Source organism: Undibacterium sp. Ji50W (assembly GCF_049340445.1).
Lineage (GTDB): Bacteria > Pseudomonadota > Gammaproteobacteria > Burkholderiales > Burkholderiaceae_D > Undibacterium.
In genome coordinates this window covers 161,222-185,876 of the sequence record NZ_JBMPOX010000011.1, presented here as the reverse complement: position 1 = coordinate 185,876, position 24,655 = coordinate 161,222, and the positions used below count along the sequence as shown (strand labels likewise).

Below are 24,655 nucleotides of genomic sequence, written 5' to 3'. Positions count from 1 at the left end.
AAGGATGGGGCACTTGATGCCTTTTCCCCTTGCGCACCGGGCGTGCATTGCTTGCCTGATGGCGTGAGTAAAATAAGACTTTAGGATTTGCAATGGAAAAACAAAGCTTGCAGCTGTACGTGGATGCACAATTTACCAGCCCCTATGCCATGTCGGTTTTTGTTACCCTGCATGAAAAAGGACTGGAATTTGCTGTGCACACCGTAGACCTGGACACCAATGCACAGCATACCAGTGACTATGCGGCGAAATCGCTGACACAGCGTGTGCCTACCCTGGTACACAATGACTTTGCCTTGTCGGAGTCATCAGCCATCACCGAATATCTGGATGATGTTTTTCCAGGCATTACGGTGTATCCGAAGGATATCAAGGACCGGGCAAGAGCGAGACAGCTACAGGCCTGGTTGCGCAGTGCCCTGATGCCGATACGGGTTGAACGCAATACCCAGGTCATCTTTTATGGTCAGCGTCTGGCACCCTTGTCAGATGCCGCCAAAGCAGCGGCACAGCAGTTATTTCTGGTCGGAGAATCGCTGTTGAAAGAGGGGGCAGACAATCTGTTTGGCACATGGTGTATTGCCGATCTTGATCTGGCGTTGATGATCAACAGGCTGGCCATGCATGGTGATTATGTGCCGGCAAAACTGGCCAATTTTGCGCATCAGCAATGGCAAAGACCAGCCGTGCAATTGTGGATGCAGCAGCAAAGACCCGCCTTGCAGGCATGAGCGGCAGGAAGTCTGGATGAGTACCGATACTGACAATAATGAAGAAGCACAGGTCAATTTATATGAATTGATCGGTGGGGCAGATAAACTGCGGGCACTGGTTGATTGCTTTTATGACCTGATGGAACTGGAAGCCGAATTTGCTGGCATACGGGCTTTGCATCCCCTGTCCATGGATGGTTCACGCGACAAGCTGTATTGGTTCTTGTCGGGATGGATGGGCGGCCCTAATCTGTATATCGAGCAGTTTGGGCACCCGCGCCTGCGCGCCCGTCATTTGCCGTATGCAATTGCTAGCAGTGAGCGTGATCAGTGGTTGCGTTGCATGGCCTGGGCCATGGAAGAGCAGGGTGTGACAGAAGACTTGAAACTGCATCTGATGCAGTCGTTTTACCAGACCGCAGACTGGATGCGAAATCATCCGGGCTAACCATGTCACCTTTACTAACTTTTCCCTTGCCGGAAAATTTTTATGAGCATGTTTGAAACAGTTAATCTCCTCGTACTGCTGGTGTTGATCGTGCTGGTTATCCTGGTGTTGATGCGCAGCAAAGCTGGCAACGATGCCGCTGGCCTGAAAACCATCCTCGACCAGTTGCAGCAAACGCAGCAACAGGCGCAATTGACGCAAGAACGCAGCGAGCGGTCCTTGCGCGAGCAGATGCAACTGACTGCACAGACCAGTCGTCAGGAACTGGGTAGCAACTTCACGCAGTTGCAGCAGGGTTTGGCCGCGCAATTGACCAGTGTTGCCACCTTGCAGAACAACCAGATCGATGCTTTTTCCCAGCAACTGGTGAAGCTCAATGAGACCAATGCATTGCAACTGGAACAAATACGGCATGCCTTTACCTTGCAGGGGCAGGTTGGCCGCGAAGAGCAGGCGCAAAGCCTGAAACGTTTTGGTGACAGCCTGAACCAGACTTTGTTGAACCTGACTGAATCCAATGCGCAACGCCTGAATGAGATTCGTACCACGCTGGAACAAAAGATACAGCAACTGCAGGCAGACAATGCCGGCAAACTGGAAGAGATGCGCAAGACCGTGGATGAAAAACTGCATGCCACACTGGAACAGCGGCTGGGTGAATCATTCAAACTGGTGTCTGATCGCTTGGACAAGGTACATCAGGGCCTGGGTGAAATGCAGCAACTGGCCATTGGTGTCGGCGACCTCAAACGGGTGCTGACGAATGTCAAAACCCGTGGTACCTGGGGTGAAGTACAACTGGAAATGGTGCTGGAGCAGATGCTGACACCGGATCAGTATGCAAAAAATGTAGAGACCGTGCCAGGAACAGGCGAGAGGGTGGAATTTGCCATCAAGCTGCCCGGCAAGGAAGATAACAAGGCACCGGTATGGTTGCCGATTGATGCCAAGTTCCCCAAAGAACAGTATGAACGCTTGTTGGATGCTGCCGAACGTGCAGATGCAGAAGGCGTCGCGCAGTCGGGCAAGGAACTGGAACGTGCCATACGCAGTGAAGCCAAGACCATTGCTGAAAAATATCTGTCGCCGCCTTTGACGACAGACTTTGCCATCCTGTTCTTGCCTACAGAAGGCTTGTATGCAGAAGTCATGCGCCGCCCGGGGCTGGCAGATGATTTGCAGCGCACCTTTCGCGTATCGATTTCCGGGCCTTCAACCTTGTCGGCATTGCTGAACAGCCTGCAAATGGGTTTCCGCAGCCTGGTGCTGGAACAGCGTTCGTCTGAAGTCTGGCAAGTGTTGGGGGCAGTAAAAACGGAATTCGGCAAGTTTGCCGATGTGTTGACGGCGACCAAGATGGCACTCGAAAAAGCCGCCAAGAATATCGATCAGGCAGAAGTCAGAACCCGCCAGATGACACGCAAACTGAAGAGCGTGGAAGCCTTGCCAACCGATGCCGCGCAAAGCCTGCTGGGTACCAGCATTGATGCTGCAGATGCAGATGCCGAGCTGTAAAGACTGAAACTTAATCTTGATCCTGCAACTTGCCCGGTTTGTCCCCCAACAGGTAACGGGCACCATTACCTCTGGTTTTGGCGATGTCTTCCGGGTTGTACAAGGCGCAGGATTTCAGTGACAGGCAGCCGCAGCCTATGCAGGATGTCAATTGATCACGCAGGGCGGTCAATGCATTTATGCGGTTTTGTATCAAGCCTTGCCATGAGCGTGACAGTTTTTCCCAATCCTGCTTGGTCGGTGTTCTTTGATCCGGCAGGCTGGCGAGAGTGTTCTCTATTTCTTCCAGTGTCAGTCCGGCTGTTTGTGCAGCCTTGATGAAGGCGACGCGACGCAATACTTCTCTGGCAAACTGACGGCGCTGATTGCCGCTGCGTACACTGCTGATCAGGCCGCGCGATTCGTAAAAACGCAAAGCACTGGCGGCCATGCCCGAGCGTATTGCCAATTCACCTATGCTGATCAAATGGGTATGTGCCTTGTCAGCCATTTTTCCTCCTGAAGAAACTGCTTGACTTAAAGTTCACTTTAACTTGCATACTGTTTTTACACAATCATTTCATGGTGACTATGTATGAAAACTTTAGCGACTTATCCGGTGCTGCGCCATCTCCTTGATGAAAACAGGCAGTTTGCTCTGGTGGGACGGGGAACCGCCAATCATTGCCCCATGGCCCTGACGGCATTGGCTGCCATGGGTGCCAGTGCAGAACGTCTGGAAGAATTTTTTGACTATTGGCGCGACCATTATTCACTACCAGCAGAAACCACGCCGCAACAGATTGGCTATGCTGATTTTGCATCCTGCCTGGGTCAGCGGCCCATGTTCAGTGGCTTGCAAACCTGTTTCCTGCACAGGATTGCAGAGCGGGGCAGTAGTGAGGTAGTACGCGAAGTGTTGGCAGCTATTCCGGTGGCACCGGCGACTACGGCGTTTCATGCGCTGATACGTCTGTCATATGGCTTGCAGTCCGGCCATGATGCAGAAATTGCTGCCGGGCTGGCGGCACTGGTGGTCGCCAATTTTTCTATTGATATCGCTATGCATGATCGCCTGCCTGCGGCTTCAGTCGCAGACGGTTTCAAACAGATTGCCGATCATATGGGCGGCAAGAAATTTGAAGGACGCATGATTGCCGAGAGAATGGCAGCCGTCACCAAAGACAGCCGCTTTGTCCGGAGCTTGCCTGCCACGCCTGTGACGGCACAACTGCTGGATGAACTGGCCGGCTGGGCGATCGCTGCTTACTGGCAAACCGGCGATTTCACGATTTTACATATGGTGACAGGCGTGCATGCGATCAGGCAGTTGATTCCCTACCTGCATCCCTTGCGCCGGCAGGCTTTATACAGTGATACATGGCTGGCCCTGTGCGTAGCCTATGCCTCGGTAGGTGCGCCGGCGTTGCGTCCAGAGCAGGAATGTTTGCATAGCCTTAAGCAAGCCAATTTCCAGGCGCAGTCCTGGGATAGTTTGTTCAGGCAGGCGATTTTGAATAACGATGACCACGCCATCAAATTTACCTATACCTGTTCCCGTGAATATGGCTTGCATGCAAATCCCTTGTACCAGGCAACTGCGATGCGTATGTTGGATATCAGAACGCATCCCTATTGATGAAATGAGTTCTAAGAACCTGTTTACGGTCTGTAGCAAGCGTCAGCGGGGTCAGGGTAACAAAAGCGCAACGCAAAAAGCGGAATGTACTCTAGACCATGAGCATTTTGAGCAGCGCATGAGGCCCGCGTGGACTCCGATTGCGCACGCAATTAAGATCGTAAACAGGTTCTAACTAAGCTGCGTGGTATCGACCCCCTCCAGGTTCACCACACGATAGGCATTGCGGCCACTGCGCTTGACGTCATACATGGCGCTATCGGCACGGCGCAGTAACTCATTCGGATCAAAGGCCTGCGGGTCGGTATAGCTGATGCCTATGCTGGCACCTATTTTTACCGAAACGCCATCGGTAATCACGATGTCCTGGCTGGCCTGGCTAATGATTTTTTTCGCAATTTCTTCGGCCTTGCTCTGATGCGTTAAATTCTGCAGCAGGATGACGAATTCATCGCCTCCAAGCCGGGCGATAAAGTCAGATTTTCTGACAGTGCTGGTGGCGATGTGGGCGAAATGGCACAGTACCTGATCACCTATGGTATGGCCATAGGTGTCATTCACCTGCTTGAATTTATCCAGATCGATCATGAGCAAAAAGAAACCTTGGGCATAGCCATTTTCATGTTCATTGGACAGGCGGGCAATTTCTTTTTCAAACCCCAGTCGATTATTCAAACCTGTCAGGTGGTCGGTGACGGCTAACTGATTGGCGTTTTCTTCTTTCAGCTTGCGTTCGGTAATATCGTTCGCCAAACCTTGTAACACCCCATCCTCGGCAGGGCTGATGACCAGATTGATCCATTTTTTTTGTGAGCTGCCACCAACCTGTATATAGAAGTCATCTGACATGACTTTGCTTTCATTGATGGCGGCATCAATCATCAGGTGCAGACGTAATTCCTGCCCCTCCAGCATCAAGGTCAGCACATTCGAAATATTGCCGCGCTGATGCGCATCAGTGAGGTTGAACATGCGCAGAAAGGCCGGGTTATACGACAATAATTCAGCAGAAAAATTCAACTGGAAAATGCCGGTTTCTGCATTTTCAAAAATCGTCTGGAACTTTTTTTCCCCTATGGCATGCCGTATGCGCAAAGACCTTTCTTCATCCAGCGTCGTCAGCAGGTTGGCCACCAGGGTATTGACGTCACGTACCAGTTGTCCGATTTCGTCTTTTTCATTGCCGTCTGGCAGACCCAGTTTGTCGCCGGCTTCGGGCGACAGTGTGTGCAGTCGGTCAGAAATGTTTTTGATGGGGCGGGTGATCATAGTCAGTACCACATACACCACTGCCGATGCCATGACCAGGGCTTGCATCAGCAACAGGTAGACGATGAAACGTGCCTTCGATGCGCTTTGCTCGCGAATGAATTCAATATTCGGATCAAGTCGGATATTGCATACTTTTTCCTTGGCATTGAAGGGGGAGAATATTTCCTGTTCCAGTTGACCGGGTGCCTTGGATTCTGGCGGCATCGTGACAACCGGGGTGGTCTGGTTTTGTACCGGCTGTTTGGATGCCTCTGCCAGGATTTTATCGCCGGAAAAAATCAATACACGGCTGATATCGCCGTTTTTAAGTAAACCACGCGCCAGTTCTGAAGCAAGGTTTTGGTCCAGTAAAAAACAGGCAATGCTGGCCGTGCTTTCTACCGTACTGAGCGATGCATGCATACGCTGGTTGGCTTGTTTCTGTTCTGATTGCGCCGAAAACTGATAGCTGAACAAGGCAAAGAAGCTGCCCACGAGCAGCGCAATGCCCAGCACAATGAATGCGCTACGATAGACGATGCTGGTGCGTAGCAGTCTTAACATGCAGGTATCAATTATTTACGTTGGGGTCATAAATCAACTTCACCCGTTTATCGAGTTTTTTTCTTTCTATGTAGCCTATGGCTCCCTTGTTGCCGCTGACTATATCCATGACTTCATCTGCTGTATCTGCCTGGTGTGGTGGCGTGCCTTGTCCGGAAAACATCAGCCTGGCCCAGTAAGAATTAATTTCAGGTAAATTCTTGTTGACCAGCAGGGAATAAAACCTGGCTTTTTCTGCATTTGGTGTCGTTAAATCTACCGGCATGGCATTGATGCCGGATGCCAGTTTACGATTTCTGCCCATGTACAGATTGATGACTTCATCCTTGCTCAATTTCTCTATCCCGCTTTGTGGATTGGCAATCACGACCAGGTCGGCAAAGGATTTCCCATGCCAGGTCGCCAGCACTAGGCAGACAGTCAGGTAGTGGAGTATTTTCATCGCTCGCCTCTAAAAGATGAAATTGAAGGCGAGGCTGAACAGTCTGGCTTTGCCATTCCATCCCGGCTGGGCGTTGCGTACCAACACAAATTGATCCGCGTGAATCTGATCAACTTGCAGTTTCAGGTTGGATTTTTCCGTCAGGTCGTAGCGTACACCAATGGATAATGTCGTCTGGTGATTGAACTGGCTGCTGATGGACTGATTAAAACCCGCAACCAACATGTCAATGCCAGGGCTGATGCCGGTAGGCAGGCTGGCCGGTATTTTTTGATCCTCGGTTTTGTTGATTGAGTAGGTTGCATACGGCGTCCAGTTATCAATTCTATAGCCCATTGTCAGGTAGGCAGAGCGGCTCGCCGGAAATAACAAAGACTCGGAGCTCAGGCGGTTTACCATCAGTTGTACCTGCAAAGGGCCATTGTCATAGGCCGCGCCGGCAGACAGATATTTAAATCTTTTATTTTCCATGGACAAGGCATTGCCCAGGCCAGCGGCATAGGGAAACACGGCGTTTAATGCGGGTGAGCGAAAGCCATCCAGCAGACCCTGTAAAGGCGGGAATTCGTGCTTGAATTTCAGTTCCGAATAACCGACACGGTAAATCCAGTTTTGTGACTGGTATTCAATATGCGCACCAGTCAAGGGTGAACCGTTCAGGGACAGGTAATTATACTGACTATCGGTAGTTGTCCTTTCCCGGGCGACACCGGCAAAAAACTTGGCACGCACTATTCCTTCACCCAGCGGTCGGGACACGACCACGTCAGCACCATCGAAATAGGTAATGACCACGTTGCCAAAAAAATCGACAGGTGGGCGCACCCATTGATAGGAATAGGCGACATTGCGCGAGTCTGCCAGCAGGTAGACATCAAAACCCAGCCGTCCTGCACGTAACTGGACAGTATCATTGGGCAAGTAACGCGCATATGCCCAGGTCAGTTGTGGTTGATGGACCTCCGCAGAACGGCGGGCGACGACTTGAAGCGCTGTATCAAAATTTTCACTGGGTCGGTAATTGATTTGCAGGCCCAAATTGGAATCAACACCGAAGTCCGTCTGCCGGCTATAACCAACACCATAAGGCTGGGTCAGATCGCGGACGATATCCACATCTCTGGTATTGCTGTGCACAACACCAAGGGTGCCAAAGCCGCTGACGGAATAAGATTTGTCTTCTTCTGCTGCATGCACATAAGCTACATGTGCCAGAAAACAGGCGAGCAGACTGATGCGTGAAAACCTGCTTGACATAGAACCTCACTGTCATTGCAAAGTACTACACAATCAAAACAAGCCGGGCCATAGCCCAGCACCTGTGACTAGCTTACCAGTATGTTGACAGGTGCTGGGAGGGGAAATGTCATTATTTCTTTCCTGTGGTTTTTTGTTTGGCAATGACCAGGTCCTTGATGCCGTTATACACGTCTTCAGGGATTATTTTTTTCGATAGCAGCTCATCCTTGCCTTTATAAGGACGGCCCTTGATGATGGCGTCGGAACGCACGTCGCCAATTTTGGGCAGGCTGGACAGTTCTTTCTTGCTGGCGCTATTCAGATCCATCAGCTCCACTTTGGCGGATGCCGAAGCGCTGGATGAGGCTGAGGCGGACGCGGACGCTTTTTTGGCATCATCCTTGGCATATGCCCCGGATTGTGTCAAAAATACCAGTGTTGTTGCCAACAATATTGATTGCCACTGTTTTTTCATTTTTACCCCGACTGTAAAAGTAAAACAGGAGCACAAACGGCTCCTGTTTTAACACAACATTGATGAGAGCTGCACATGCAGCATAGCATGTTATTGTGTTTGTAGCATCGAATTAATTAATACCGGTGTGACTGGTACATCACTCATGCCGCCTGCTGTGGTGGTTGGAACTGCTTTGATCTTGTCCATGACATCCAGACCAGTGACAACTTTGCCAAATACAGCATATCCATTACCTGCAACCAGGCCGTCAAGGCTGGTGTTGTCCACCACGTTGATAAAGAATTGCGATGTTGCAGAATCAGCCACGTTGGTGCGCGCCATGGCGATCGTGCCGCGCAAATTGCTGAGGCCATTCGGTGTTTCCAGTTTGATGGCAGCCAGGGTGGTTGGCTGTTGCAGATCCGTTGTAAAGCCACCACCCTGAATCACGAAATTGCTGATGACACGGTGGAAAATCTTGTTCACGTAAAAACCGTTTTCCACATACTGGAGGAAGTTATCGACAGTAATAGGGGCTTTGGCCGGATTCAGTTCAATCACCATCGTACCCTGGCTGGTCACCATGGTGACTTGTGGCTGGAGTGCCAGCGGTACTGTCAGCGAACTGTTATACAGGGAAGACCCATCCGCCGAAGTGAGGGACACGGTGAACGCGCCTGCTGCGATGATCTTGCATGACAAGACCTTTTGAGTAGCCGTGCTGCCAGCCAGTTCTGTCACTTTCAGACAGCCAGTGATGCTGGCATTGATGCCCTTATCCAGGTTTTGTCCGGTAATCGTGAAATTGGTGATTTTGCGGTACACCAACTGGTCTGTGGCGACTGCGCTGACGCTAACGGTAGTTGATGTGGGTGTCGTTGTCGTGCTGGAAGAGCCACCACCGCCACAGCCCGCAAGCAATGCGAGGGATGCGCAGGCACCCAATATCCATGATAAAGCTTTCAAACTGTTCTCCAGTAATGTTTAAATCGATAATTGTACTTTGCTGGCGAGTAATGTCACCAGAATGTAAGCGTCTGTTACTTTTTTATACTTGCGATTTACATCTTCAGGCCTTGAAGCTGCGCTTTAGGGGGCAACTTGCCCAAGTTACCTATAGCAGTCCGTCAAACAATAGAACATGGACTTTTTCACCGGGCAGCACGGTGGTTTGGTCATGTTGCAAAACAATCATGCAATTGGCTTCTGACATGGAGCGCAATATACCCGAACCTTGCGAGCCAGTCACGCTGACACGCAGTTCGCCATTTTCCGTGCTGGTCAGTATGCCGCGCTGGAATTCCGTGCGGCCGGGGCGCTTGCGTATGGTTTCTGCTGCAGCTACCGGTATCAGGGGCAGGGCAGGGACGTCGGCCCCCATCAAGCGGTGCAGTGCCTGGCGGGCGAAGAAGTAGAAACTCACCATGACGGCCACCGGATTGCCTGGCAAGCCAAACAGGCAGGCACTTTTGCCATTGGAGGCAATCTGGCCAAATGCCAGCGGGCGGCCGGGCCGCATGGCGACGCTCCAGAAAGCCACCTGCCCTAGTTTCGCCATGATTTCCCTGGTGTAGTCAGCAGCACCCGCAGATACGCCACCAGAAGTGATGATCGCATCTGCACTTTCACATGCCTGGCGCAGGCCTGCTTCCAGCGCATCGGGATTATCTTTCACTACGCCCATGTCGATGACTTCGCAACCCAGTCTGGTCAGCATTCCAAACAAGGTATAGCGATTACTGTCATAGACGCAGCCTTCATCCAGTGGTTCTCCCAGCGAGCGTAATTCGTCCCCGGTAGAAAAAAAGGCAACCCGCAGCCGTCTTTGTACTGCCACTTCGGCGATCGCCAACGACGCCAGCAAGCCTAGATCAGCCGGTTTCAGTATCCGGCCTTTGCTGATCACGGTTTTGCCGATGGCCAGGTCTTCTCCTTTCAGGCGACGATTGTCACCAGCCCGCAGTTTGCCGCCAGGGATGGTGACGTGGCTATCGCTACTGGCAGTGATCAGCTCTTGCGGAACCACCGTATCACAGTCAACGGGCATGACAGCGCCAGTGGTAATGCGTATGCATTCACCCTGATTAATTTGGCCCTGGTAGGCACGTCCGGCAAGGGCAGTGCCGACGATACGCAATTGCCTGTCTTGTCCGGCAGTTAAATCTGCGCCACGAAAAGCAAAACCATCCATGGCGGAATTGTCATGGGCCGGTACATTCATGGTAGAGATGATGTCCTCTGCCAATACCCGCCCCAGTGCCTGACGCAGTGGCAATGGTTCAGTAAGGTGCAGCGGTTGTATGCACAGCGCGATGATGGCCTGAGCCTGCTCTACGGTGATGGCATGGGGGTCGTATTCGGGCATGGCAGCAAGGATAGCTTGCAGGCCTATGTTGACGGCCTTGGTGGCATCAGTAGCATTAGTGGCGTTGGTGGCATTGGTGGCCTTGATAGTCTTGATAAAGGGCATGTCAGTGATCCAGGTCCTGTAATTCTTTGAGTGTATTGATATTGCGGAAGGCATCATTGTCTTCAAACAATACTTCACTCGTATTCAGGCTGCCGTGCCAGTCATTGAAGCGGCGCCCGCCATTTTGCAGGTAAGTATTCAATTGAGCTGACACGCTGGTTTTCATCAGGGAAAAAACAGGATGAGATTGTTTTTTTAAAACGCCATCCAGATTTTCCATCGTGACGGCTACGGTGGCATCACAGCCATCATTGAGCAGGGTCAGGGCCAGACGGCTAACCAGGTCGAGCGGCAGCATCGGTGAGTCGCAAGGTACGCAAATGAGATAGGGCGTGGTACAAGCTTGCAGGCCAGCCTGCAAACCGGCTAGCGGCCCGGCAAATCCGGTGATCAGGTCAGATACGACCGGTACCCCAAAACCTTGATAAATGTCGAGATTTTGGTTGGCATTGATGATGATCTTGCCGGTCTGTACTGACAGCGCCTGCAAAACATGCTGCACCAGTGTTTGTCCACGACAATGCTGGAGACCTTTGTCCACTGTGCCCATGCGCGTGCCACGGCCGCCTGCAAGTATCAGTCCGGTAATCAGGTTTTTATCGATGGGTGTCATAGCGGGCATGGCAAAACAGGGTTGGCAAAGTCCTTATGCCGGTATTATCCACCATCGGCAACTACTTTTAGTTGGCTATTTTAACCACTGATTTCGGCCGTTTGTTTTAGCCACCAATATACGACATCTCGATTTTCTTGCGAGTCGCGCTGCCGGTATCGGTTTGCTGGCTGCGCAGTTCCGAATAGCGGTCGCTGCGCTTGTGCCAGATGCTGGCGATGACATTTGCAATTGCCAGGTCGGAATGTTGATCAGGGGCGCGCAGCAAGGCTCGCAGATCATGGCCTTGGCTAGCAAACAGGCAGGTGTAGAGCTTGCCTTCCGTCGACAGCCTGGCGCGCGTGCAATCACCACAAAATGTCTGGGTAACGCTGGATATCAAACCGAGTTCAGCACCGCCCTCTGCATGACGCCAGCGTTTTGCCGTCTCACTCTTGTAGTTGGCCTGTAGCGGGGTGAGCGGCATACCGGCACCCTGGATGCGCCGGATGATTTCGGCAGAAGGAATCACTTCATTCATCTGCCAGCCATTTGATGCACCTACATCCATGTATTCGATGAAGCGCAGGATTTGCCCGCTGCGCTGGAAATAACGCGCCATGGGCACGATTTCCTGATCATTGACACCGGCTTTGACAACCATATTGACTTTGACCGGACCCAGCCCCACTTTTTCTGCTACGGCGATACCTTCCAATACTTCGGATACAGAAAAATCCACATCATTCATATGCCTGAAAACGCCATCATCCAGCGCATCCAGCGACACGCTGACCCTGGTCAGGCCGGCATCTTTCAGGCTCTGGGCCTTGCGCGCCAGCAAAGAGCCATTGGTGGTCAGGGTCAGGTCAAGTTGTTGGCCATCTGGTGTACGCAAGCTGGCCAACAGTGCGATGAGTTTTTCTATATTTTTGCGCAACAGAGGTTCGCCACCTGTCAGGCGGATTTTATTCACGCCATGGGCGACAAAAATGCTGGCGATACGATAAATTTCTTCAAAACTCAGCAAGGCGTGATGCGGCAGATATTGGTAATCTTTATCAAACACTGCCTTGGGCATGCAGTACACGCAGCGGAAATTGCAGCGGTCGGTGACTGAAATACGCAAATCATGCAGCGGCCTGGCAAGTGTGTCCAGCAATTGGCCATCTGGTGCCTGCAACTGATCGGGTATCGCCAGACTGGATGTAAATTGCCTGAAGTCTGTCAGCGGAATAAATTTTTCCGTCATGGTGTTATCTGGTGTGAAGTGTTACTAAGAACCTGATTACGATCTGTAGCGAGCGAGCGTCAGCGGGGTAAGAGTAACAAAAACGCCGCGCAAAAAGCGGAATGTACTCTAAGACCATGAGCATTTTGAGCAGCGCATGAGCCCCGCGTGGACTCCGATTGCGCCCGCGCTTAAGATAGTAAACAGGTTCTAAGGCGTATTGGCATAAACAAGCTTATCCCTTAACAATAGCACGACTGGCAAAGTCTTGCGTTTTGCTACTGTTTTGCGGCTGTTTTGCGACTGATCTGGAGAGCGTTGATTTGGAAGACAATAAAAAAACCGGCAATTCAAATGAATTGCCGGTTTTTCTTTTAATGCCTGTTGCTGTAGCCTAATGTCGTGTTTCCACCATGACCAAGGGCTCATCATTGCTGACGGGCAGAGGCTTGCGTTCGCGTGGAACGCGTGCAGGGGGCACAAATTTCTGTGCACTTTCCTGCGCTGCCTGCAGTTTGACCGGGTCAGTACTTGCCAGTTCCAGTCCTGCTTCTTTCAACATGGAATGCAGGCTCTCCACAGGCATGGCTGCGGCTGGAACGCTTGCCTTGCCAGAATAACTTGCCGGTGCTGGTGCATCGGCAACCACTGCTGCTATTGCAGCGATTGGTGCTGTTGGAGTCGCTGCAATAGTTACCACTTCAGTTACTGGAGCAACTGCCACAACCGGAGCAACTTCCACAACTTCCACCACCGGTGCAGGCGCAACAACTGTGACTGCAGCGACATCTGGGACATCTGGAATCGCATCCAGTGTGTCATTGCTGACACCGGAGCTGATGTCCGAACCCATACCCGAACTAAAAGACGGCATGCTGGCAACCACTGTTTCAGCGACAACTACTGGTTCAGGTGTGCTGATAACAGGTGCTGTAGCAACAGTGGTATCTGTTACCTGAACTGGCGCAGCGGTAAATATTGCCGGTGCGGCTGTCTCAAGCACTGCTACTGCAGCCGGTGCTGAAACTGCCGCCGGCGCTGCAACTGGGGTAATCTCTGTGACCACAGGGGCGATTACATGGGCAATTACAGGGGTGGCAACCGGTGCTGCCACTGGTTCTGCCAGCACTGCAGGTTCAGCTACTATGGCTGGCTGTGTCAGATGAACAGGCTGAGTCGGCTGAGCAGGCTGAGTATGGTCCAGTTGCGTAGCTTCTGTTGTTTCGCCCGCTGCATCAATTGGCAATTCGCCTTGTTCATTGACTAGCTCATTACCGTCACGGTCGCGGCGATTGCGGTTGCGGCCACCACGACGACGACGACGACGGCGTTCTTCACCTTGCTCGCTATTGTCATTTTCAGCACCTGGTTCCAGGGCTTCCAGTTGTGCATTGGCAGGCATGACTTCGACAGGAACCGGGTCAGTATGTTTCTGGATAGCGTCTTCTGCCTTGGCTTCCTGCGGCTGGTTTTCCTTGCGTTCATCGCGCTGGCGTTGCTGGCGTTCACGGCGGCTTTCTTGCGGTTCACGCTCTTCACGTGGTGCTTTGGCAGCTTTAGGTGGACGTGCGTTTTCAGCGGCTGCTGCAGGTTTTGCTGCTTCTTGCTCAGGCTTTTCAGCGCGTGTCGGACGGTCTTCGCGCTCTTCACGGTCGCGGTTGCGACGGCTATTGCGATTGCGCTGGGTATTGCGCGGATTGCGTGCATTGCGATCGCGGCCATTGGCTTTTTCTTCAGCCTGTTCTGGCGCTTCTACTGCAGCAGGTGCTTCGGACTTGCCAAACAGGAAGCCAAACATTTTGCTGAAGAAGCCCGGCGCGGCAGGCGCGCTGACCGGTGCTGCAAGCACAGGCGCAACGACTTCCTTGCGTTCGACGATAGGCGCAGTGTCAGGAGTGATACTTTTGACCATGGCTTCCTGACGTGGCTTGATGTCTTCTTTTTGACGCTTGCTGTAGCCGATGTCGGTATCTGCCTGCTCAGCCATGGCATAGCTGGCGTGGTGGTCTTCCAGGCGTGGGTCGTCATTTTTTAGGCGATCCAGCTTGTAATGCGGGGTTTCCAGATGCTTGTTCGGGATCAGGATGACAGTCACGCGGTGACGCGTTTCTATCTTCAGGATCTCGCCACGTTTTTCATTCAGCAGGAAAGCGGCTACGTCGACAGGAACCTGGACATGGATAGCTGCCGAGTTTTCCTTCATGGCCTCTTCCTGGATGATACGCAGGACTTGCAGGGCAGAAGATTCAGTATCGCGGATATGGCCAGTGCCGTTACAGCGCGGGCAAGTCACATGGCTGCCTTCAGACAGGGAAGGGCGCAGACGCTGGCGTGACAATTCCATCAGGCCAAAGCGGGAAATCTTGCCCATTTGTACGCGTGCGCGGTCATAGCGCAGGGCATCTTTCAGACGGGTTTCAACTTCACGCTGGTTCTTGGCGTTTTCCATGTCGATAAAATCGATCACGATCAAACCACCCAAGTCACGCAAACGCAACTGGCGCGCTACTTCTTCAGCGGCTTCCAGATTGGTATTGAATGCTGTCGTCTCGATATCGCCGCCACGGGTGGAGCGGGCCGAGTTGACGTCCACCGACACCAGTGCTTCAGTGTGATCGATAACGATCGCGCCGCCGGATGGCAGTGGTACCGTACGGGAATAGGCCGTTTCGATCTGGTGTTCGATCTGGAAACGCGAGAACAGCGGTACATCATCGCTGTAACGTTTAACGCGATGCACCATGTCGGGCATAACGTGGCTCATGAATTGCTGAGCCTGCTCATAAATTTCATCGGTATCGATGAGGATTTCACCAATGTCCGGCTGGAAATAATCGCGGATGGCGCGGATTACCAGGGAAGACTCCTGATAAATCAGGAAAGCACCCGGGGAGGATTTACCGGCACCTTCAATCGCGCGCCAGAGTTGCATCAGGTAATTCAAATCCCATTGCAATTCGTCAACATTGCGGCCTATGCCAGCAGTGCGGGCAATCACGGACATACCGCCTGGCAAGTCCAGTTTGTCCATGGTTTCGCGCAATTCCTGGCGATCCTCACCTTCGACGCGACGGGAAACACCACCGCCGCGCGGGTTGTTTGGCATCAAAACCAGATAACGGCCAGCGAGGGAGATGAACGAGGTCAGGGCTGCGCCCTTGTTGCCGCGTTCTTCTTTTTCGACCTGGACCATGATTTCCTGGCCTTCGCGCAGCGCTTCTTTAATGGAAGCATTGCGTACGTCCACGCCTTCTTTAAAATAGGTACGGGCAACTTCTTTGAAGGGGAGGAAGCCGTGACGTTCTTCGCCATAATTGACGAAACAGGCTTCAAGGGAAGGCTCGATACGAGTGATCACGCCTTTGTAGATATTGGACTTGCGCAGTTCGCGACCGGCAGTCTCGATATCAATGTCGATGAGCTTTTGCCCATTGACAATGGCAACGCGCAACTCTTCTTGCTGCGTCGCATTGAACAGCATACGTTTCATGTTTTACTCCGTGACCTGGTGGTCATCTTGTGCTGTCATCTTTCAGAGATGACAACTGTGCTGATACGGGATGTACGCGGGAACGGAGTGTTTGAGGGGGCGGGAAATGCCTGAGACAAAGCAGGGCGGAACCAGCTACGGCAAGATCATTGCCATGCTGAATAAAACCGGGCATCTGTTTTGCGCTGGGCGCGGACAGTCAGGGTAAAGAAAGCACGAGTGCACATGTCCCCCGCGTTGTCTGACTTGGTCGCTGTGTACAACAACCAGTGACAACGCCAGGCGATGAGCAACTTTGATGTCAGACCATCTTATTTTGTTGTGTCTGACGGAATCGCCCCGTTTACCATCACTGTCAACCGGCAAGCATGCTGTTTCATAATTAAACCAGCATCTCTTGCCAGACTTATCCTTACAATTCAAACTCTCTGATCCAACCTCGTGGTCCATGCCCGATAACAACAATTGGCTGTTACCCTGACAGGTAAACGACGCTGCATACACATCTTTTCCATCAAATTTGCAAACAGGCGAGGCCGATGGACATGCCCCTGTGTAAAATAGTCGTTTATTCCTCTTACACTGCTAAAAGCATAAATGCTGAAGCGAAAACAATTATATATTCAAAATGAAGGACTTAGCGACAATTAATAGGGGAGCACATCAAATTCAGATGGAAAAGCCTTCCCCTCAGCAGCCTTCGGTATCCCAACCCAAAGTACAGTTGCTCACGATCTCTGAAGAAGAGGCAGGGCAGCGTATTGACAATTTCTTACTGCGCATCTGTAAAGGCGTGCCAAAAAGTCATGTTTATCGCGTATTGCGATCGGGCGAAGTGCGTGTCAACAAAGGCCGTATCGACCAGCTTTACCGACTGGTGGAGGGCGATGTTGTCCGTATTCCGCCGATACGCATGGCAGAAGCAACAGAGCAGACCGCACCCAAGCAAGAATTTCCCATTCTGTTTGAAGATAACTTCTTGCTCATTATCGACAAGCCGGCCGGTGTTGCCGTGCATGGTGGTTCAGGTGTCAGCTATGGCGTGATCGAACAGTTGCGGGCTTCCAGGCCAGATGCCAAGTTCCTGGAACTGGTACACCGGCTGGACAGGGAAACCTCGGGCATACTCTTGCTGGCAAAAAAACGTACAGCGTTGACGAATTTGCATGAACAAATGCGGGATGGTGTGACTGACAAGCGATATCTGACACTGGTAAGCGGTAACTGGAAGAATGCGCGTCAGCATGTCAAATTGGCATTGCACAAGTATACAACCGCCGATGGCGAGCGTCGGGTACGGGTGCAAGCCGATGGCATGCCTTCACACACGGTGTTTTCGCTGCAAAAGAAATACCGTGACTTTGCCTTGCTGGAAGCCGAACTGAAGACCGGTCGTACGCATCAGATCCGTGTGCACCTGTCCGCCAGTGGCTTTGCCATCGCGGGGGATGATAAATACGGGGATTTCGCCTTGAACCGTGCCTTGCTCAAGGCTGGCGAAGGGAGGGGAGCCTTGAAAAGGATGTTCCTGCATGCGCATCAGATCAGTTTTGTCCATCCTGAATCAGGAAAGACCCAAACGGTGAACGCGCCTTTGCCTGCTGAATGCCTTAATTTCCTGAAAACACTGGCCCCGGCTTGAAAAATATTAATGGTTTAATAATGGTATTATGCCGTTATTGATGAGTAACATGTTACGGATTCTGGAATGAATTCGTTTTATTGAAAATATGGCAAAAAAGCAATTCGATTTAATTGTATTTGACTGGGATGGCACCTTGATGGATAGCACTGCCGTCATCGTCAAATGCATACAGGCAGCAGCGCGTGATTTAGGATTGCCTGTCCCCAAGGAAGATGTGGCATCTTTTGTGATTGGCCTGGCTTTGCCGCAAGCCATACAGGTTGCCATGCCGGATATAGACCCCAAATTCTATCCCCGTGCGGTAGAGCGTTTTCGTTACCACTTCCTGGCCAGGGACCATGAGCTTCCCCTGTTTGAGGGTGTCAGGGAAATGCTGGCCGAACTCTCGCAGGATGGGTATTTCCTGGCGGTGGCGACCGGTGCCAGCCGGGTAGGCTTAAGCCGCGCCCTGCATACGGCCAAGCTGACATCGGTGTTTGACGCTACCCGTTGTTCCGACGAGACGTTTTCCAAGCCCCATCCTGCCATGCTGCAAGAATTGACGCGTGAGCTGGGGCAGGATATGCGCCGCACGGTCATGATAGGTGATACCACACATGATCTGCAGATGGCCAGCAATGCCGGTGCCGCAGCGATTGCAGTGGAGTACGGTGCACATGACCCGGCTGCCTTGCTGGAGTTGAATCCGCTGTTCTCGGCGAAAAACGTGACGCAGTTGCGTGACTGGTTACGCGACAATGCATGAGTGAGGTAAAAGTCAGATGACAGCGATATCTATTTGTGTGTCTGGTGATTTGATCGAAGGCGGCAAGGGTGTGCGCTTTCCCCTGACTGCTGGCAGTGATGACGCAGTCGGTTTCGTCATTCGCTATGGCGGCGCGGTACATGGCTACCTGAACCGTTGCGCCCATGTACCGGTTGAACTGGACTGGAATCCTGGCGAGTTCCTGGAGTCCAGCGGTCTTTACATCATGTGCGCCACCCACGGTGCCATTTACCAGCCCGATACCGGCTATTGCACCGGCGGCCCCTGTCGCGGCGGGCGTCTGCGAAAAATTCATGTCAGTGAAGTCGACGGACAAATTTATTGGCATCCGGATGACTATATTCGGCCTGTGATTGCCTGAAACTGGAAATACTTATGAACGATCAATTATTGAATCCAACCGGCGCTGCCGAGGCTGACAAAAAAAGCCCGAACTGGGAGCGGGAATTGCTGGAAAAGCTGGCAACCGATGCCTTGCGTGAACAAAGGTTGCGCCGGCGCTGGGGCATCTTCTTCAAATTTGTATTGCTGTTTGTCGTGATGTTCGGTTTTTACTATTTCAGTGATTATGCGACCGGCGAAATGGAAAACCTCGGTCACCACACTGCGCTGATAGAAATTGACGGCACTATAGAATCAGAAGGTAGTGGCAGTGCCCAGACCGTCATTCCTGCATTGAATCGCGCATTTGCTGATCCTGGTTCGGTGGCGGTGGTGGTGCGTATCAACAGCCCTGGCGGTAGCCCGGTGCAGGCTGGCATGATCAATGATGAAATCGGCCGGCTGCGTAAAGAATATCCCGAGAAGAAACTGTATGTCGTGGTCGATGAAATTTGTGCATCCGGTGGTTATTACATTGCCGTGGCCGCAGATAAAATCTATGTGAACAAGGCCAGCATCGTCGGCTCTATCGGTGTATTGATGGATGGTTTCGGTTTTACCGGCATCATGGATAAACTGGGCGTGGAGCGCCGCCTGATGACGGCAGGTGAAAACAAGGGTTTCATGGATCCGTTTTCACCGCAGACGGAAAAGCAGAAAGCTTTTTCCCAAGGCATGCTGAATGAAATCCATCAACAGTTTATTGATGCCGTGCGTACCGGTCGTGGCCAGCGCCTGAAGGAAACTCCAGAGATGTTTTCCGGTTTGTTCTGGATCGGTACCAAGGCAGTACAAATGGGTTTGGCCGATGATTTCGGTTCTGTGGATTCAGTCGCGCGGGACGTGATCAAGGTGGAGAATATCGTCGATTACACGCAAAAAGAAGGTTTGCCTGAACGTGTGCTGAAAAAATTTGGCGCGTCAATTGGTTCCAGTGCAGCGACGACGATGCTGAAGGGAAATGTTCCGCATATACGCTGAGGTCGTCGCAAAATCAGGTATTTCGTTTGGTTGATTTCTTTAATCTCTAGCGCTGCTTGCATAGTTATTTTTTTCTTTCTCTTGTTTCCGGCTTGGCCTATAGTAGGGGCGTAACTGGTTCAAAAGAAGGAGGTCGATATACAAAAATCTTTTTTGTATCCTAGGCGGATTGAATTTGAGCTCCGGTAATGTCTTGTGTGCCGGTTATTAATGAAGTGGAATGACATACAATTTGTGCAGGGCTTATCCGTGTAGTTGACGGATCAGAGGTTTCTCGGACTCCTCGCTATGTAGCATCCATGATGTAAAAGGAACGGCAGTGCAACGCTGCCGTTTTTTTTCGCCCTTGTTTTTGTGAACGTCTTTCTTGAAATAGATCAAGCTCAGGATTTTCTTTTCTTATAGAATCTCAGCTATTCTGTCCCATTTCCTGGGGAACCATGGCACTTGCTTTTTTATCGCGACTGGAAACCGGTCTTTTGTCCTGGCGGGCAGGGGCCAGGCTGAGCTGCTTTCATTGCAGTGAAACAATGCGCGAGCGCAATGCCTTGACGGTCAAGTTCAATGGCAGCCCGCAATTGGTGTGCTGCCATGGCTGTCTGGCGATACTGCAGACCATAGAACAAAACCACCTGGTCGAAGCCTACCTGGAAAATAAGGCCAGCCTGAGCAGCGCTGGATAGCCCCATGAATACTCTGGTAAATGCCGCGACCACCACAAGTGCCAGCGAAGTGAAGCTTGCACTTGAGAACGAAAAACTGCATTTGTCGGGCATGCGTTGTGCCGCCTGTGTGCAATTGATCGAATTTCGTGTACGTCAGTTACCGGGCGTGTCTTCCTTCAAAATTAATTCTGCCAGTCACAGGGCTGAAGTCGCCTGGAATGCGGACATCATTTCCCTGAAGCGCATTTTGTCGGCCATCATGGACCTGGGCTATGGTGCCTTGCCAGCAAGCCAGTCACCAGATGAGTTTGAGAAAAAAGAACACAGAATGGCATTGTGGCGACTGTTTGTCGCCGGGTTTGCCATGATGCAAGTGATGATGTATGCCTTTCCAGCTTATTTGGTACCAGTGCCGCAAATAGACGGTGATTTGACTCCCGATCTGGATCGCCTGTTGAAAATAGCCAGCATGATCATCACCCTGCCGGTGATCGGTTTTTCTGCCATGCCCTTCTTTCGTTCTGCCTGGCGTGATCTTAAAAACCGGCATATAGGCATGGATGTGCCGGTGTCGCTGGGGATATTGTGTACTTTCCTCGCCAGTGTATGGGCGACATTTGCCGGTGGTGCCGTGTATTTTGATTCGGCCATCATGTTTGTGTTTCTGTTGCTTGGTGCGCGCCTGATCGAATCCAAAGTACAGAAAAAAACCAGTGCAGCGCTGCGCATACTGACGCAACTGACGCCAGGCATGGCACAGCGTTTCATCGATTACCCACAACAGCTACAGACCGAGCAGGTAGACATCAGCGCCTTGCGGGTCGGTGACAGCTTGCTGGTGGCTGCCGGTGAACATATTCCAGCCGACGGCATGGTGATTGCCGGCGATAGCGCTTGCGATGAAGCGCTGATGACAGGGGAATCATTGCCGGTCTCAAAAACCATAGGCAGCAAACTGATTGCCGGCGCCATCAATATCAGTGGCGCGCTGGTCATGCAGACGCAAGAAGTGGGAGGTGCAACACAACTGTCCCAACTGATTGCCATGATGGAAGTTGCCGCATCGGAAAAGCCGCCGCTGGTTTTACTCGCTGACAAACATGCCAGTCGTTTTCTGTTGATCATTTTGTTGCTGTCGGCAGTCAGCGGGCTGGTCTGGTGGCATATCGACAGTGCGCGGGCGATCTGGATTGCCATCAGCATTATTGTCGTCACCTGCCCTTGCGCCTTGTCACTGGCGACCCCGGGTGTCATGTCTGCAGCGATAGGCATACTGGCGAAGAATGGTGTGCTGCTGACCAAATCACGCGCGATACAGGCAATGGCGTCAGCCACGCATATCGTATTTGATAAAACCGGAACGCTGACTTTGGGTAAATTGCAGGTCAGCCAGGTGCTGGCACTGCAACAACAGGATGGCAGCGAAGATGAATATGAACGCGTCAGGCAGATTGCCTGCACACTGGCATCTCGCTCCACCCATCCGGTTTCGCGGGCGATAGCCGATTACCTGGCACCACACATGGCAGGCAAGGCATCTGCAGGTGTGCCTGATTTACTCAATCTGCATGAAGTACCGGGAGCCGGACTGGAGGCGGTCGTCAACGGTGTATGCTATCGCCTGGGCAATCCCGGTTTTGCACTTGCTGGTGCGCATCTGGATATTCCTGATGCATTGAAACAGCAAACGCTGGCAGTGCTGGCGACAGAGCCGGGTGGGCTACTGCTGTTTGCCCTGGATGATATCTTGCGTGATGACGCTGTCGCAGCCATTCGTCAATTAAAAAACAAGGGTAAGAAAATCCTGTTATTGTCTGGTGACAGAGCGGAAGTCGTCGCCCGGGTCGCTGCCCAATGCGATATTCAGGATGCCCGTGCCGGCCTGAGCCCGGCCGGGAAGTATGAAGCCGTGCGACAATTGCAGGCGGCTGGCCATATCGTCGTCATGGTAGGGGACGGCATGAATGATGGCCCTGTCCTGGGGCTGGCAAATGTCTCTGTCGCCATGGGACAAGGGACTGCCATTTCGCAATCACGTAGTGACATGCTGCTGATGTCGAACCGTTTGCTGGACCTGGATTTTGGTTTGACGCTGGCAACAAAGGCTTTTGCATTGATTCGCGAAAACCTGGCGTGGGCCGTGTTTTATAATCTGATTGCGATTCCTGCGGCAGTCAGTGGTTTGCTGGAACCCTGGCATGCTGCTCTGGGCATGTCCCTGAGTTCCCTGATCGTGGTAGTGAATGCCTTGCGACTATATCGTGTGCCGCAACCCCAACATATATTGCAGGAACAGGTTTGATGTATGGATATTTTATATTTACTGATTCCGCTCAGTCTGGTACTTGTCTTCGCGATAGCTGCGGTATTCTGGTGGGCGATCAGCCACAATCAGTTTGATGAACTCGATCAGGAAGGCCAGCGCATCGTCGATGATGTTGACGGTTGACACTGTGGCGACCGACTCATGCAATATTGTCTAATATCTGTCGTGCGGAATCTGTGAAATCCGATTCGGTGATGTCGTGCTGCTGTATCACGGTCGCCGTGGCGGCACCAGCAAAGTTCCGCTTGACTGATTTTGCATAGGCCGGATCATAATGCTGTTCCAGCAGATTTTTTACTAGCAAGGCAAGCTCACCCGTAGTGGCTAATTGACGCCAGGTCGCAATTTTTTCCTTGCCATACAGGCTGATCAAAAAATCCAGTTGCTGGTTCAGGCTGGCGGGTGACAGGATGAAGTGCGCATACTCCTGCATCAGCAAATCCACCCGTTTTTCTATCGTCATTTGCACCGCGATGCAGGGTGCTTTGCGTATGGTATCCATCAACAATTCCGGCACTCTGATGTCGCCGATTTTTTTGCTTTCTGCCTCCACAAAAATCAGCTGCTGAGGATGGAACTGTTGCAGTTGCCAGAAAATCCGGCTCTCAAACTGTTTTTGCGCAGGTTGCGGACAATCCGGGATGCTGCCAAGGACAGAGCCGCGATGGGCTGCCATGTCTTCCAGGTCCAGCACCTGGGCACCGGCTGCTGCCAGGCTGCGCAACAGATGGCTTTTGCCACTGCCGGTGGGGCCACACAAGACGCGCCACTGGAAACGCTCAATCTCGTTCATCAGGCTGTGGTTGACATGCTGCCTGTAGGCTTTGTAGCCACCATTCAGTTGCGCTACCGGCCAGCCTATGCGGGCAAAGATATGTGCCATGGCACCGCTGCGATTGCCACCGCGCCAGCAATAAATCAGCGGTTTCCAGTCGCGTGGCTGGTCGAGAAAGCGGGCCTCTATGTGCTGCGCAATATTCCTGGCCACCAGTGCCGCACCCAGACGCTTGGCTTCAAATGAGCCGGTTTGCTTGTACATGGTACCGACGACGATGCGCTGCTGGTTATCCAGCACCGGGCAATTGATGGCACCTGCAATATGGTCTTCTGCAAATTCTGCTTCGCTGCGTACGTCGATGATGGTGTCGAATTCCGCCCGGCGCTGCAAGACATCTGCAAATTCCACTATCTCAGGGTATTTCATACTTTATTTACCCAGTAAAGGCAGCAAGTGTGGCCAGACATTGTTCAGTATCTGCGGGTGTGCTTCGGCAATCGGGTGAATCCTGTCTGCCTGGAATAACTCGTTTTTTTCAGCGACGCCTTCGAGCAGGAAGGGGACCAGGGCCAGGTTCATGCTTTTCGCCAGTTTGGCATACAGTGAAAAGAAGCGCTCGGAATAATCCGGTCCGTAATTGGGTGGGATACGCATGCCTACCAGCAGGACTTTCGCACGGCTGGCCCTGGCCATATCTATCATGGCCTTGAAATTCGCTTCAGAGGCACTAAGTGATAGACCACGCAGGGCATCGTTGCCACCCAGCTCAATGATGAGAATGTCGGGATGATGTTTGTCCAGCAGTTGTCCCAGCCTGGCTTTGCCACCGCTGGTGGTGTCGCCGCTGATACTGGCATTGATGACAGTGGCCTGGATGTTTTTTTGCTGTAGTCTTTGCTCCAGCAGGGCAACCCAGCCCTTGCCGCGAGTCAGTCCATATTCTGCGGACAGGCTGTCACCGAGCACAACTACTGTTTTTGATGCAGAATAAGCAGGCAAGGCTGAAACTGCAAAAGCCAGGAGCACAATGACTTGTTGTACATGTCTTGTCGCATGACGTAGTAAGAACCGTAAAAGAAGCAT

23 protein-coding genes are annotated in these 24,655 nt (G+C 52.0%); 11 read left to right on the top strand and 12 right to left on the bottom strand.

From position 1 onward, the window contains the following. Positions 1-92: 92 nt before the first annotated feature. From yfcF to rmuC, 3 genes are read left to right on the top strand one after another with little or no spacing between them, the layout of a single operon-like run. Positions 93-731: a glutathione transferase gene (gene yfcF, locus ACO0K9_RS16915; RefSeq protein WP_422986982.1), complete on the top strand. Its 639-nt coding sequence runs from the start codon at positions 93-95 to the stop codon at positions 729-731. A gap of 16 nt (positions 732-747) precedes the next feature. After that, the gene (locus tag ACO0K9_RS16910; RefSeq protein WP_422986980.1) at positions 748-1,161 is read left to right on the top strand and encodes a group II truncated hemoglobin; all 414 of its coding nucleotides are present in this window, start codon (positions 748-750) and stop codon (positions 1,159-1,161) included. Between the two features lie 42 nt (positions 1,162-1,203). After that, on the top strand, positions 1,204-2,676 hold the full coding sequence (rmuC, locus tag ACO0K9_RS16905) for a DNA recombination protein RmuC (protein WP_422986978.1): 1,473 nt from the start codon (positions 1,204-1,206) through the stop codon (positions 2,674-2,676). 10 nt (positions 2,677-2,686) lie between these two features. On the opposite strand, the gene soxR is transcribed toward rmuC, so the two are convergent. Further along, a complete protein-coding gene (soxR, locus tag ACO0K9_RS16900; protein WP_422986976.1) occupies positions 2,687-3,166 on the bottom strand; it encodes a redox-sensitive transcriptional activator SoxR in 480 nt (159 codons plus the stop codon). 84 nt (positions 3,167-3,250) lie between these two features. On the opposite strand from soxR, the gene ACO0K9_RS16895 reads away from it, so the two are divergent. Further along, a complete protein-coding gene (locus ACO0K9_RS16895) occupies positions 3,251-4,294 on the top strand; it encodes a questin oxidase family protein (protein ID WP_422986974.1) in 1,044 nt (347 codons plus the stop codon). A 171-nt stretch (positions 4,295-4,465) separates the two neighbouring features. Here ACO0K9_RS16895 and ACO0K9_RS16890 read toward each other — a convergent pair whose 3' ends face one another. The 9 genes from ACO0K9_RS16890 to ACO0K9_RS16850 form a co-directional block, all read right to left on the bottom strand. Continuing rightward, complete coding sequence (locus tag ACO0K9_RS16890) at positions 4,466-6,109, bottom strand: diguanylate cyclase domain-containing protein (protein WP_422986972.1); 1,644 nt, start codon at positions 6,107-6,109, stop codon at positions 4,466-4,468. Between the two features lie 7 nt (positions 6,110-6,116). Then, positions 6,117-6,551: a hypothetical protein gene (locus ACO0K9_RS16885; protein ID WP_422986970.1), complete on the bottom strand. Its 435-nt coding sequence runs from the start codon at positions 6,549-6,551 to the stop codon at positions 6,117-6,119. 9 nt (positions 6,552-6,560) lie between these two features. Then, the gene (locus ACO0K9_RS16880; protein WP_422986968.1) at positions 6,561-7,808 is read right to left on the bottom strand and encodes a porin; all 1,248 of its coding nucleotides are present in this window, start codon (positions 7,806-7,808) and stop codon (positions 6,561-6,563) included. A 112-nt stretch (positions 7,809-7,920) separates the two neighbouring features. Beyond that, positions 7,921-8,265 carry a ComEA family DNA-binding protein gene (locus tag ACO0K9_RS16875; protein WP_422986966.1) on the bottom strand — a complete coding sequence of 115 codons (345 nt, stop codon included), beginning with the start codon at positions 8,263-8,265 and terminating at the stop codon, positions 7,921-7,923. Between the two features lie 90 nt (positions 8,266-8,355). Next, positions 8,356-8,913, bottom strand: a complete 558-nt coding sequence (locus ACO0K9_RS16870; RefSeq protein ID WP_422987000.1) for a peptidylprolyl isomerase — start codon at positions 8,911-8,913, stop codon at positions 8,356-8,358. 448 nt (positions 8,914-9,361) lie between these two features. Continuing rightward, on the bottom strand, positions 9,362-10,612 hold the full coding sequence (glp, locus tag ACO0K9_RS16865; RefSeq protein WP_422986998.1) for a gephyrin-like molybdotransferase Glp: 1,251 nt from the start codon (positions 10,610-10,612) through the stop codon (positions 9,362-9,364). Positions 10,613-10,718: 106 nt separating this feature from the next. Continuing rightward, a complete protein-coding gene (gene mobA, locus ACO0K9_RS16860) occupies positions 10,719-11,330 on the bottom strand; it encodes a molybdenum cofactor guanylyltransferase MobA (protein ID WP_422986964.1) in 612 nt (203 codons plus the stop codon). A 106-nt stretch (positions 11,331-11,436) separates the two neighbouring features. After that, positions 11,437-12,561 (bottom strand): GTP 3',8-cyclase MoaA, encoded by a 1,125-nt coding sequence (gene moaA / locus ACO0K9_RS16855; protein WP_422986962.1) that lies wholly within the window; start codon positions 12,559-12,561, stop codon positions 11,437-11,439. A 373-nt stretch (positions 12,562-12,934) separates the two neighbouring features. Next, entirely contained in the window at positions 12,935-16,030 is a 3,096-nt protein-coding gene (locus ACO0K9_RS16850; RefSeq protein WP_422986960.1) for an Rne/Rng family ribonuclease, read from the bottom strand. A 628-nt stretch (positions 16,031-16,658) separates the two neighbouring features. Between ACO0K9_RS16850 and ACO0K9_RS16845 the strand changes: the two genes are divergently transcribed. The 7 genes from ACO0K9_RS16845 (at position 16,659) to ccoS (ending at position 22,917) form a co-directional block, all read left to right on the top strand. After that, positions 16,659-17,672, top strand: a complete 1,014-nt coding sequence (locus ACO0K9_RS16845; RefSeq protein ID WP_422986958.1) for an RluA family pseudouridine synthase — start codon at positions 16,659-16,661, stop codon at positions 17,670-17,672. Positions 17,673-17,760: 88 nt separating this feature from the next. Further along, complete coding sequence (locus ACO0K9_RS16840; protein WP_422986956.1) at positions 17,761-18,420, top strand: HAD-IA family hydrolase; 660 nt, start codon at positions 17,761-17,763, stop codon at positions 18,418-18,420. A 16-nt stretch (positions 18,421-18,436) separates the two neighbouring features. Further along, complete coding sequence (locus tag ACO0K9_RS16835) at positions 18,437-18,802, top strand: Rieske (2Fe-2S) protein (protein ID WP_422986954.1); 366 nt, start codon at positions 18,437-18,439, stop codon at positions 18,800-18,802. A gap of 14 nt (positions 18,803-18,816) precedes the next feature. After that, on the top strand, positions 18,817-19,803 hold the full coding sequence (locus ACO0K9_RS16830) for a S49 family peptidase (RefSeq protein WP_422986952.1): 987 nt from the start codon (positions 18,817-18,819) through the stop codon (positions 19,801-19,803). Between the two features lie 440 nt (positions 19,804-20,243). Beyond that, positions 20,244-20,486 (top strand): heavy metal translocating P-type ATPase metal-binding domain-containing protein, encoded by a 243-nt coding sequence (locus ACO0K9_RS16825; RefSeq protein WP_422986950.1) that lies wholly within the window; start codon positions 20,244-20,246, stop codon positions 20,484-20,486. 4 nt (positions 20,487-20,490) lie between these two features. After that, positions 20,491-22,770, top strand: a complete 2,280-nt coding sequence (locus tag ACO0K9_RS16820; protein ID WP_422986948.1) for a heavy metal translocating P-type ATPase — start codon at positions 20,491-20,493, stop codon at positions 22,768-22,770. Between the two features lie 3 nt (positions 22,771-22,773). Beyond that, positions 22,774-22,917, top strand: coding sequence for a cbb3-type cytochrome oxidase assembly protein CcoS (gene ccoS, locus ACO0K9_RS16815; protein WP_422986946.1), 144 nt, complete (start codon positions 22,774-22,776; stop codon positions 22,915-22,917). A gap of 16 nt (positions 22,918-22,933) precedes the next feature. On the opposite strand, the gene mnmH is transcribed toward ccoS, so the two are convergent. Together mnmH and ACO0K9_RS16805 are read right to left on the bottom strand one after the other, a co-directional pair. Then, positions 22,934-23,998, bottom strand: a complete 1,065-nt coding sequence (mnmH, locus tag ACO0K9_RS16810) for a tRNA 2-selenouridine(34) synthase MnmH (RefSeq protein ID WP_422986944.1) — start codon at positions 23,996-23,998, stop codon at positions 22,934-22,936. 3 nt (positions 23,999-24,001) lie between these two features. Further along, positions 24,002-24,655 (bottom strand): arylesterase, encoded by a 654-nt coding sequence (locus ACO0K9_RS16805; protein ID WP_422986942.1) that lies wholly within the window; start codon positions 24,653-24,655, stop codon positions 24,002-24,004.